Annotated in this window: 9 protein-coding genes; 7 read left to right on the top strand and 2 right to left on the bottom strand. The window is 35.5% G+C overall.

Annotated elements, in window-relative coordinates:
* The first annotated feature begins 104 nt into the window (after positions 1 to 104).
* From DCC35_RS12490 to holA, 5 genes are all read left to right on the top strand, one after another.
* The gene (locus tag DCC35_RS12490; protein ID WP_137091120.1) at positions 105 to 347 is read left to right on the top strand and encodes a 3'-5' exonuclease; all 243 of its coding nucleotides are present in this window, start codon (positions 105 to 107) and stop codon (positions 345 to 347) included.
* Positions 283 to 1470, top strand: coding sequence for an exonuclease domain-containing protein (locus DCC35_RS12485; RefSeq protein WP_175402813.1), 1188 nt, complete (start codon positions 283 to 285; stop codon positions 1468 to 1470). Before DCC35_RS12490 ends, DCC35_RS12485 begins: the two co-directional genes overlap by 65 nt.
* A gap of 60 nt (positions 1471 to 1530) precedes the next feature.
* Positions 1531 to 2688 (top strand): acyl-CoA dehydrogenase family protein, encoded by a 1158-nt coding sequence (locus DCC35_RS12480; RefSeq protein ID WP_137091118.1) that lies wholly within the window; start codon positions 1531 to 1533, stop codon positions 2686 to 2688.
* 668 nt (positions 2689 to 3356) lie between these two features.
* Entirely contained in the window at positions 3357 to 4079 is a 723-nt protein-coding gene (locus tag DCC35_RS12475) for a SanA/YdcF family protein (protein ID WP_137091117.1), read from the top strand.
* Positions 4039 to 5061 carry a DNA polymerase III subunit delta gene (gene holA, locus DCC35_RS12470; RefSeq protein WP_137091116.1) on the top strand — a complete coding sequence of 341 codons (1023 nt, stop codon included), beginning with the start codon at positions 4039 to 4041 and terminating at the stop codon, positions 5059 to 5061. Before DCC35_RS12475 ends, holA begins: the two co-directional genes overlap by 41 nt.
* Positions 5062 to 5073: 12 nt before the next feature.
* Here the strand turns inward: holA and DCC35_RS12465 are convergent, their stop codons facing one another.
* Positions 5074 to 5421, bottom strand: coding sequence for a response regulator (locus DCC35_RS12465; protein ID WP_246070243.1), 348 nt, complete (start codon positions 5419 to 5421; stop codon positions 5074 to 5076).
* On the bottom strand, positions 5421 to 7460 hold the full coding sequence (locus DCC35_RS12460; protein ID WP_137091114.1) for a PAS domain-containing hybrid sensor histidine kinase/response regulator: 2040 nt from the start codon (positions 7458 to 7460) through the stop codon (positions 5421 to 5423). Before DCC35_RS12460 ends, DCC35_RS12465 begins: the two co-directional genes overlap by 1 nt.
* A 213-nt stretch (positions 7461 to 7673) precedes the next feature.
* Between DCC35_RS12460 and DCC35_RS12455 the strand changes: the two genes are divergently transcribed.
* Both DCC35_RS12455 and DCC35_RS12450 read left to right on the top strand, forming a co-directional pair.
* Positions 7674 to 10724, top strand: a complete 3051-nt coding sequence (locus DCC35_RS12455) for a tetratricopeptide repeat protein (protein WP_137091113.1) — start codon at positions 7674 to 7676, stop codon at positions 10722 to 10724.
* A gap of 7 nt (positions 10725 to 10731) precedes the next feature.
* Positions 10732 to 12411 carry a TonB-dependent receptor gene (locus tag DCC35_RS12450; protein ID WP_137091112.1) on the top strand — a complete coding sequence of 560 codons (1680 nt, stop codon included), beginning with the start codon at positions 10732 to 10734 and terminating at the stop codon, positions 12409 to 12411.
* Positions 12412 to 12502 lie beyond the last annotated feature (91 nt).

Genomic DNA, 12502 nt, shown 5'->3' with positions numbered 1-12502 from the left:
TGGTTTTTGATTACAAGGATTCCGTGAGTTGTAGTATTTTGGTCGTGAACTGTCAAATAGTCTGAGTAAATTGCAATAGATTATTTTTCAAAGCAGAATACCATATGAGGAAATATGCCATAGTGGATGTTGAAACAACTGGTGGATCTTCGATAGATAACAAAATAACTGAAATAGCTATTTATCTGAGTGATGGAGCCCGGATTATCGATTCGTTTCATTCTCTTGTTGATCCGGGAGTTCCTATTCCAGATTATATTACCTCTATTACTGGTATTGATAATGAAACTATCCTGGGGCCCCAGCTTTTCAGATATTTCAGACGAAGTTATTTCAATATTAAATGATAGCATATTTGTCGCTCACAATGTTAACTTTGATTACCATTTTGTACGTCAGGAATTAAAAACATCAGGTTATCAATGGGATTCCAAAAAACTGTGCACGGTTAGATATGCCAGAAAGATTTTTCCCGGATTAAAGTCTTACGGTCTTGGTAAGTTAAGTGCACATCTTGGATATACTAATAAAGCAAGGCACCGTGCCTACGGAGATGCATCTGTTACTGCTGAAATTTTGCACTTGATGATTTCCAGAGATAATCTGGGAGTAATGGAAAAATTGATTAGTCATGGCAGTGTTCATGGTTATATTCCACCTAATCTCGATGAAAATGAATTCAGGAACTTGCCTGAATTGCCCGGTGTTTATTATTTCCACGATGGTAAAGGGAAAACTTTATATATTGGTAAAGCTAAGAATATAAAAAAGAGAGTTAAATCTCACTTTTCAACAAGATCCGGAAAACCTGAGCTTTCCTTTTTGAATCAAATCCATCACCTTGCTTATGATCTTTGTGGTAATGAGCTTATTTCTTTGATCCATGAAAATGAGATGATCAAAAAACATTGGCCACCTTTTAACCGGGCACAAAAATTTAATTCCAGGGTATTTAGTTTAGTAAGTTATAAAGATGGTAGCTCTTATCTCAGGCATGGTGTAGCACCAGGTAGAAAACCAAACCTGCTTATGACCTTTAATTCTTTGATGGAGTCAAGAAATTACCTGTTCGCCATCGCTAAAGAATATTCTTTATGCCCAAAATTACTTGGCTTGCAAAAAGTCAAGAGTAAATGTTCATGGGTAGATGCAGGAGAATGTAACGGCGCCTGTATAGGGGAAGAACCATATGATGAATATAACAAAAGGGTAGAAGAGTGGCATTCTTCAATCAATTCAAATAATAGTGACTTTTTAATTGTCGGAGAAGGAAGAGATAAGACGGAAGTAGGATTTGTAGTTGTTCGTAAAAACCTCTTCAAAGGATATGGTTTCGCACCCACTGAGGTAAGTATAATAGACCAATGGGAAGAATATATTCATCCGGGAATTCATGACGCAGACGTACAGAGAATATTAAATCAATTTATCAATCACAATTCGAGTGAGTATGATTTTCTTCCGATTTAGTTCCTTGATAATATGGACTAATCGCTTATCTTTGCCCTTATTAACTAACACTTGTTAGGCATGGAATTACTACCGAGAGATATTTTTAACGAAGAGCATGCGCTTTTCAGAGATTCAGTAAAAGATTTTATTAACAGGGAAGTTGTCCCTTATAATGAGGAGTGGGAGAAGAATAAAATGGTCTCTCGTGAATCGTGGAAAAAATTTGGTGAAAATGGTTTTCTTGGAATCCAGGTACCTGAAGAGTATGGAGGTCTGGGGCTTGACGATTTCCGTTATAACGCCATTTTAATAGAAGAACTTTCAAGATCGGGTTGCGCAGGGCCGGCTATCGGTTATCCTCTTCATTCTGATATAGTTCTACCTTATATCATTCACAACGGATCTGAAGAATTAAAAAAGAGGGTCTTACCGGAAATGCTAACCGGGGAAAAAATTAATGCAATTGCAATGACGGAACCCGGCGCCGGAAGTGATCTTAAATCTATGCGTACTACTGCAGTTGATAAAGGAGATCATTATTTGGTGAATGGAAGTAAAACTTTCATTACTAATGGTTATCTGGCTGACTACGTGGTGGTTGCTGTTAAAACTACTCCTGAGCAAGGAGCCAAAGGAATCAGCCTTATTCTTGTAGAAGAAGGAATGGAAGGGTTTAAAAAAGGAGTTCCTTTTCAGAAAGTTGGTCTTCATGCCCAGGATACTTGTGAATTGTTTTTTGAAGATGTTAAAGTGCCAAAAGAAAATCTGATTGGTGATGAAGGTAAAGGTTTTCAATACCTGATGACTGAATTGCCACAGGAAAGACTTGTTGTTGGTTTAAGTGCTGTAGCTGCTGCGGAAGCGATTTACGAGCAGACAGTTGAATATACAAAACAACGTGAAGCCTTTGGAGGATCAATAAGCAAGTTACAAACGATCAAGTTTAAACTTGCTGAAATGGCCTCTTCCTTAACTATGGCCCGTGCTTTTGCCGATAAGTGTCTGATGATGCATAATGAAGGTAAGCTCGATACAGCAACAGCTTCAATGGCTAAATATAAACTAACCGACCTTCAGTGTGAAATAGCTGATGAATGTGTACAACTTCATGGTGGTTACGGTTATATGTGGGAATATCCCGTTGCACGAGCATGGGCGGATGCAAGAGTACAAAGAATATATGCCGGAACAAATGAGATCATGAAGGAAATTATTTCAAGAAAAATACTCGGTTAATATCTTGTTTTAATACAAAAATTAATCGTTTATTTCCGATTGCCCATTTAAAAGAGCCCTCGCCCGGGCTCTTTTTATTTTTAACTTACATGGGGTGCTGGTCTTCTTTTTTCTTTTATCAAAAATTGTTTATTTGCCAGCTTAACAGCTATGCGAAATTAAATGCAACGTGCACTGATCGGAATTTTTATTTTTTATTTTTTGCTGTCGGGATTGTCTTTTTCCAGACCCTGGTTCCTTTGTTTTTACTAGAAAAACACAAGGTTATTTCTGCTTTTCAATTTCTCAATCAAAAGTATCCGGCTATTCACTTTTTAGGCAGTTATAATTCTCTTAAGGAATTTTTGACGGACTGAATCTATCCTCTGTTTTAAGAAATATTGAACTGGATCTAAGTGAGTACCGTGTTAAAAACTTTTTATACGGGCAAGTGCTGTTTATGGTGCACAATTTATTTTGGATACTAATTATTGAACTTCCGGTAATCTCATATCTATCCGGAATTATTAGTAAAAAGAAAAGAAAAAAAGATCTAAAAAAGGTAAATCTGCAAAAGAAAAAAAAGTTGAAAAGGAAGTGGGATTATCTTATCGTTCCCCTGTTTATTACTGGTTGAAGGTTTTGGTTTTCCTATTGGGTTTTTAACATTATGTATCCTGGTAAGCAATTTGCTGATTGTTGTACAATCGACTGGCAACCTGGAAAACTCTCCTACTGATATAGAAATGAATGCCCCGGTATTGGTATTAGGAACCAATAAATATCTCAGGGATGGGGTGTCTAAAAATGCTTATTATGAGAACAGAATGGATATGGCTGCTAATCTGTATAGATCTGGAAAATCCAGTTTCTTCATACTTTCCGGAGATAATTCTTCTAAAAGCTATAACGAACCGGCTTTAATGAGACAATCATTAATCCAACGAGGTGTCCCGGCAAGCAAAATTGAACTCGATTATGCCGGAAGAAATACATTAGGTTCTGTTGTCAGGCTTAAAGACCATAATATTGAGGATATAATTATTATTTCTCAACAATTCCATTTGAGAAGAGCTATTCCAATTGCAGAATACCATGGTTTTAACGCTGTTGGATTAAAAGCGAAGGGAGGAATGACGGTAAGAATGTTTCTGAGGGAACTTATAGCCCGGTTTAAAGTTCATCTGGACCTGTATATATTTAATACAAAGCCAATATATAGTGGTACTTTCTCTGGGCCTGATTTAAATATGAATCAGAATAAAAGAGATTATAATCTGTTCGTTGTTGTTGTTTTTGTCAATTTATTATCAATTTTGGCAACATCTTTTGTAATCGGATATAGTTATACAAATCGACTAAATAGAAGAAATGGCCGTAGCACCGGAAAAAATAATAGAAGAACTAAATAAAGGAACTTACCACCCGGTTTATTTTTTACAGGGGGATGAACCTTTTTATATTGACTTGATCACAGAATATATTGAAAACAATGCCCTTGAAGAATCTCAGAAAGGATTTAATCAAATGGTGTTTTATGGTAAGGATGTGGATGTTAATACAATCATTACCAATGCAGGTCGTTTTCCTATGATGTCTGACAGGCAGGTTGTAATCGTAAAAGAAGCACAGGACGTACCGGATTTACAAAAAGAACAGGGAATTAAATTGATGGAGAATTACATCAAAAACCCTCAACCTAGTACAATTCTCGTATTTGCTCATAAACACAAAACACTTGATGGTAGAAAATCTCTTGCCAAAAGTCTGGATAAATATGCTACCCTGGTAAGTGTAAAAAAATTATATGATAACCAGGTTCCGGACTGGATTGAAAAGTATGTATCGGGCAAAGGTTATAAAATCAACCAAAAAGCAATGATCATGCTTGCTGATTTTATTGGAAATGATCTGAGCAGGCTTAGTAACGAAATAGATAAAATTCTAATAAACTTCAAAGACGGTGATACCATTGATGAAGATCATGTTCAAAAGAATGTAGGTATCAGCAAAGACTTTAATATTTTCGAATTACAAAAAGCTTTGTCTACCCGAAACGTAGTTAAGGCAAACCGAATTGTTCAATACTTTGCAGCTAATTCTAAAAGCCATCCGATTATTCCTGCACTGGCAGTATTAACAGGATACTATACTAAATTGCTTCAGATTCATCATAAACAGGCTTATAATGAAAAAGCGGTTGGTGGTGTAATAAAAATTTTCAATCCATATGTTCAGAAAGAATATCTTGCCGCGGCAAAAAATTATCCGCCTCAAAAGGTGATTGAAAATCTTGGTCATCTATATAGTGCAGATCTTGCATCGAAAGGAGTAGGGGCGAGTATTGAAGAAAAGGAATTATGGAAAGAGTTGATCTATAAATTAATGCACTAATTAGCCTTTTTATTAAAAGGAAATACTTTCTTTATTCTCATAGATTTGATTGTATATCTTTTTGTATAATAGTTCAGGATTTAAAGGTTTGGCAGCAAAGTCATTCATACCTGCTTCAAGAACCTGTCTTTTTACTTCCGTCATGGCAGATGCGGTCAAAGCGATGATAGGCAAACTTTGATATTTTTTGTTATTCATTCCCCTGATCACCTTTGTTGCTTCAATACCATCCATGTCAGGCATTTGTAAGTCCATCAAAATAAGGTCATAGTCATTATTTTTACATTTAGCCAATACTTCATTTCCATCCTCAGCAGTATCAACTAAAGCGTTCCAGCGATTAAGGTATTTTACAGCTATTAATAAATTGACTTTGTTATCCTCGGCAACCAGGATTTTGGCTTTTCTAAGGTCTTTTTGTCATCATTTATGTTAAGTCCTTCCGGAGCTAACTCTATATCTGACTTGCCAAATTCAAGTGTAAAATGGAAATCTGCTCCCTTACCTTTCTCGCTTTCCAGTTTTAATTCACTTCCCTGAAGCTCCAATAGTTTTTTACATATCGAAAGACCAAGTCCGGTACCACCATATTTTCGCGTCGTAGAACTTGAAGCCTGGCCGAAATTTTCAAAGATTCTTTCCTGCTCGTCCTCAGAAATGCCGATTCCAGTATCCTTTACAGAAAAATGTAATTTAATATTGTCATCAGTATCTTCATTTATCACCACTGAAATAGTAACAGATCCTGCCTGAGTAAATTTAATGGCATTACTAATCAGGTTAGTTAATATTTGAGTTAGTCGTGTACTGTCTCCCACTACTACATCCGGAATATTATCCTGAATATATAATATAAGAGGCAGGTCTTTTTGGAAAGCCTTAGTGGTTAGCGAACTTTTTACTCCATTAATAACCGTTTTAATATTAAATGGTGCTTTTTCGAGTTCGATCTTTCCAGCGTCGATCTTATTGAAGTCTAGTATGTCATTGATTATAGCAAGGAGATTTTCTCCACTAAATTTTAATATTTTTAAATCTTCGATTTGTTCTTTGCTTGGATTAGCATTCAGAAGCAGGTTAGAAATACCGATCACAGCATTTAGTGGTGTTCTTATCTCATGACTCATAGTTGAAAGAAATTGAGCTTTCGAAATAGAAGCCTGTTCTGCTTTATCTTTTGCTTCAAGGATTTCTCTTTCGTATTCCTTTCTCTGAGTTATATCTCTAATAAATACACTGAAAATAAATTCACCATAATAGTTTACCGGTGAAATAGATAATTCTGTTTCAATTTTATAGCCGGATTTATGAACAGATTTCATTTCTATCCTCAGGTTATGAGAATTGATAGGATATTGATCCATTATTTTAACCTGGGGTTCTCCGGTGCTTTTTTCAGTAATTTCAATATCAGGCAAAATGGTTTCGTTTACCTGCTTATCTAAAATTTCTTCTTTAGAATAACCCAGGAGTATTTCAGCCTGTTTATTCCATTCCATAATTACACCAGATCCGTTGAAAATTACTACGGCATCCATCGCAGATCCGATGATCTGTGCCAACCGTTGTTCACTGTCTTTTAATGCTGATTCTGCCTTTTTACGCTCAGTGATCTCTTCATTCAACCTTTTATTTACAGCCTCCAGATTACCTACCTTTTCAATCAGTAAATTTTGTATATGCTTTTTACTCAGCATACCTAATTGTTGCTCGTTAAGAGCCTGCTGAGGAATTATAACTACTACCTCCTGGAATGTATCTAATAGGCGATAGTTATCTGCCATATAATTATAGACTCCCTGAAAAATCTCCGAAGCTGTTTTTTCTCCTGCAGATTTTTTTAACTCGGAATAAATATTTTCGGTAAAAGATTTAAGGGTTCCTATTATTTTTTTAGATCTATCTGCCTTGAGTGCCTTCTTTTCATTCTTTAAACTCTCAATGAAATCAGTCGCCTTTTTGATCTGGTTTCTACCCTTTGAATCCACCAGGGAATAACCATTTGTGATGATTTTCTCAAGAAAAAGAATACACAAAAGTTTTTCCTGAATAAGCTTTTCTTCAAACAGCAGGTTCATCTCGGGGGTACTGCTGATATTAGGAAATCGCTGGCAAAAATCTATTTTGAAATTATCTTTATCAGTTTGAGTGGTGTATTTCGGACCACTTAAAATATTTCGTTCAAAGAGTAAATATAGACCGGGTAAGAAATTCTTTTTATCCTCAGGATCCAGTTTGTTTATTTCTCTGACCTTTTCCTTCAAAAGAGAATCAGAATCAATATCTTCAACATTATAAACGAGATAACTTACAAATCGACTGATTTGCTCATCTCCAAAGGAAGGGTTATTGTCTGAGTCCTTTTTGTTTCCGAATATTTTCTTTAAACGCTTTAACAATTAATAAGGATTTACAAAATTGCTTATATACAATAATAGAAATAATAATTTATAGTTTACAGACTAAATATTATTGATTAATGTTCAATCTTACATAAAACCAGATTTAATTGAATTTTTAGAATGTCGAAAATATTCTTTATTCATTTTGTTTTATCCCAACAAAATAATTCAGAATTTTAACTGTTATAAAAATAAAACTAATAGCTCCGTATGCATAGAATAAAAGTCTTTACCGGACTTCTGATTTTTTTTGCGATTAATTTCTCCATTTTCTCTCAGCAAACATTGTTTTTTACTGATGACAATGGGCCACTACTTCAGGCAATTTCTTTATTTAATAGTGGAAAATACAATGCCAGCAGGAGTACTCTTGAGAACTACCTTGAAACCTCTCCTGAAGATAATAATCTGATGGAAGCCAAGTATTACCTGGCGATGAGTGCTATTAAACTTTACCATGATGATGGGGAATACTTATTGAGGCAGTTCACCAACCGATATCCGGGGCACCCTTTGGCAAACCAGGCCTTTATAGAGTTGGGAGATTATTATTATCGCTCCGGTACCTATAATAAAGCAGTTGAATATTTTAAGAGGGCAGATCTTTCCAAATTAAGCAGATCGACTGCAATCGAAACGAGGTTTAGATTAGCATATTCTTATTTCAATGAGCAAAGATTTAATGAGGCACTGAGTCAATTTGGGTTTCTTAAAAATTCATCAAACCCCTATACGTATGCTGCTCATTATTATAGCGGATATATTCATTACCGAAATAAAAATTATAATGAGGCTTTAAATGAATTCAGGCAGGCAGAAGCAGGTGAGTCATACAAAGAAATTGTGCCATCTTTAATTGCTCTTTCATATTATGAGACTGAAAGATATGATGAATTAATAGAATATGGCGAAAAAATCAATCGATCCGGAAGAAGGATTCGAAATGCATCTGATTTTTATCTCTCTATGGCTGAAGCTTATTTTTTCACGGATCGAAAAGAAGAAGCCCTAGTTTATTACGATAAATTTATTTCTACCAACAGGGGAAAGGTTGATGAAAGAATCGCCTTAAGAATCGGAATTTCGAATTATGAAGCCGGAAATTTCGAAACAGCTGTTAACAGACTTCGCCCACTTGCTTTAACAGAAGGTGAGGTAGGACAGAGAGCTTCCTTCTTTTTAGGATTGTGTTATCTGGAATCCGGTAATAAGCCATATGCTCCGGCTCCTTTAAAAAAGGCCTCGGAGATGGATTTTGATGATAAAATTAAAAAGGAGTCACTATTACTTTACTCAAAATTAAGTCTTGAATTAGGCAACTTTAATGATGCAATATCCGGCCTGGAATCATATAAAGAATTGTATCCTGAAGATGCGAATCAAAATAAAGTGAATGACTGGTTAAGTCAGGCATATTTATACAATAATAACTACCAGGCGGCCTACAGGCATTTAAAAAATACAAACCTTAATACTTATCAATTAAAAGAGGTGTTTCAAAGAGTAACATATAATCTGGGAGCTGAAACTTTTAACAAAAAAGAGGTTGATAAGGCTGTTGGATATCTTAATGAATCACTAGATGTAAATGCTGTTGAAGATCTTACAGCCAGAGCATCATATTTAAAAGGGGAAATTCAGGTACTAAATGAACAATATCCTGAGGCTGTAAATTCATATGCCAGGGTATTCAGACTGAAAAACGAAAATTCGGAACTTTTCCTTAATTCTCGATATGGTATCGGATACGCATATTTCAATAATAAAGAATTTCAGAAGGCAATCCCTCACTTTAGAATTTACTCAAACTTAAGTGGTGAAACTGAAGCTGAAAAAAGAAAAATAGCTGATGCTACGCTAAGATTAGGAGATTCCTATTATGTTACCAAACAGTATTCACAAGCTGAGAATTCCTATCAAAAATATCTATCGCAGTCTACTATAAATGCAGATTATGCCACCTTCCAGTTAGCTGCTGCACAATGGCTTTCAGGAAAAGATCAGGCTGCAGTTCAGTCTCTTACCAGGTTGGTGAGGAATTATCCAAATAGCGTATATCGCGAAGATGCCGCTTTCCAGATAGGGACAATTTTATTTGAAGGGGGGAAATACAAAGAATCAATTGATGCATTCACAAGGTTTTTGTCCGGAGCCACAAAAAAGGAATTGATAGTGGAAGCTTATGTTAAAAGAGCACTCGCGGCAACTAACCTGCAGAACTATGATATGGCTATAAAGGATTATAAAACCGCCATAGAAAACTACTCTACTTATCCAAGTGCTTATAATGCATTACTTGGATTGCAGGATCTTCTGGCCCGGACAGATCGCTCTGAAGAGTTTAATAAATATTTAGAGATTTACAGAGATACAAATCCGGAAAATAAGGAAATACTTATAGTCCGCTTTGAAAGTGCTAAGTCATTATTATATGCCGGCAAATACGATGAAGCGATAAAATCATTCAATGAGATTATTAACGAATACGAAGGAACTACAGAAGCCTACGAATCTCAATATTTAAAAGCTGAAGCTTTAAGGTATAATGGTAATTCAACCGATGCGATCAGGGCCTATCGGAAAGTTATTGAGCAAAACCAAACGAATAAGGTTAACAGAGCCAGGCAAAAGATTGGCGATCTTCAACAAAGCGAAGGTAATTGGGAAGAGGCAATTGTCGCTTATACAAAACTTGAACAAGATGCTGTTAATAAGCGCCAGAAATATGATGCTGTCGAGGGCCTTATGATTGCTTATTACAACTCAGGAAAGTATGAAAGAGCTATTGAGTATGCTCAAAAAACGATGGAGATCGGCTCACCTAAACCGTCATCAGCAACGATGGCAGCTACTTATAAAGGGAAAGCTCTGCTAGGTAAGGGAGATACCACTGCAGCCTTACAGATTTTAAATGATGTAATTACTAACGCTTCCGATGAATATGCTGCGGAGTCAATGTATAGAAAAGGGGAGATCCTTCATGAACAAAAGGAATACAAAGAAAGTAATGAGGTTTTATATGAATTTATAAACAAGTTTGGTGCTTATGATTACTGGCTGGGAAGAAGCTTTATCCTTATATCTGATAACTTCATAGCTCTGGATGAAATGTTACAGGCTGAAGCTACTTTAAAATCAGTGATGGATAATGCGACCAATGAAGAAATCATAGAATTGGCAAAGGAAAAACTCGCTGAGCTAAAAGGCATAGAAAAACAAATTGTTGAGAAAAATTATATTGATACAGACAGTATAAAATAGACTTTTTATGAATATTAAATTCATTTCGATATATATTATTTTACTTTTTACCTCAGCTTCAATAACAGCTCAGGATGAGGATAAACAAAAAGATAAACCTAAAGAAAAAGCGGATAGTATTGATCCGACAAATATTGTAATTGAGAAAAATAAGGAACTGACTGTTCCAAAAGCATCAAAGATTTTTGTTACTGCTGAAGAATCTGAAGCTGATAAGAAGGATTTAAAGGTGAATTACACTATTCCAAAATTGGAGATAAAACAACTACCGGCTTTAATTCCTATAAGACCATTGCGGATAAATACAGAACCGATTGAAAAACTATATGGGAATTTTGTGAAAGCCGGATTTGGAAATTATGCTACTCCATATTTAAAAGTACTGGTAAATAATAAGCGGAGTGAAAACATGATTCTTGGAGCAAGGGTGTTTCACAATAGCTCGGGAAGAGGACCGGAACCATATGATGAGAATGCGGCATTTGGCAATACTGAAATTGAACTGAATGGGAAATATATGGATAATGGTGTTCAGGTTGGAGGAAAATTGATTGGTAGCCTTGATAAATACCACTATTACGGATATGATCCATCTCTGGAGGTAGATAAGGAAGATATTCGCCAGTTATACAGGAATGTTGGGCTGGAAATTGACTTTGGAACCTATCAGGAAAAGAAAGATTTTAATTATAATTTGACCACCAGCGCGAATAGATTCTGGTCCGACTATGAAGATTCTGAAACCCAGATCGGTCTCGAAGGACATGCAGACTGGCATATCAATGATGAGCAAAATTTACAGATCGATCTTGAGTTATGGCATAGTAATTTAAAGGATACTACACGCACAGATAAAAGAAATCTGTTTCAATTCACTCCATCTTATTATTTTCACTGGAATGACTTCAGGATCAGGGCCGGAGTAACTGTAGCTTACGAGGATGATACACTTAATGATAATCAGAAAGACCTCAGGTTTTTCCCTCAGGTATTTGCAGAATATGATCTGCAGGATATGATCAGTGTTTATGCGGGTATTTCAGGAGGTATTAATAAACAAACCTATAAAGGATATGTAGCTGCTAACCCATATCTTGGTTCTAGTCTGGATATAAGACAGGAGATTAAAACGTTTGAATTGGATGGAGGTATCAGGGGACAAAATAAGAACTATGCATATAGTGTCGGATTCAGAGCTGGTAGCTATTTAAATATGGGATTCTTTAATAACAGTGCTGCAGATACATCAAAATTTGAGATTGTATATAACAATGATGCAGTGGCTGTTTTTAACTTCTATGCTAACGGAAGGTATCAATTCAATGAAAATGGAAATATCCAGTTATCGATGGATGTTTTTAATTACGGTTTAGATGAGTTGCTGGGTGCATGGCATAAGCCTACTTATAAATTTGACCTGGTAGCACAATATAATTTTTATGATAAGCTTCATGTGGGTTTTGGAGCATACTATATGGGCCAGATTGAAGCCTTAAATCCTGCGCAGGACGATATAGTTAAACTTGATAATATTCTGGATCTGAATGCACAGGTTTCTTATCTGTTTTCTCCAAGGTTTAGCATTTTTATTGAGGGATACAATTTATTAAATAATGATTATCAGCGTTATTTAAATTATCGTAACAAGAAAGTGCAATTCCTTGCAGGTCTGACTTATAGCTTTTAATTAAGCCTAAATACTTGATTTGGGTTAAAAAAGTGTTTACTTTAGGTTTTTGAGGTATAATTTATTTAAATTAAGTTTACACTCGAAACTT

Origin of the sequence: Mangrovivirga cuniculi, assembly GCF_005166025.1 — a bacterium.
GTDB classification, from domain to species: domain Bacteria; phylum Bacteroidota; class Bacteroidia; order Cytophagales; family Cyclobacteriaceae; genus Mangrovivirga; species Mangrovivirga cuniculi.
The sequence above is the reverse complement of the archived record's forward strand: the minus strand, read 5'-3'. Positions and strand labels throughout refer to the sequence as shown.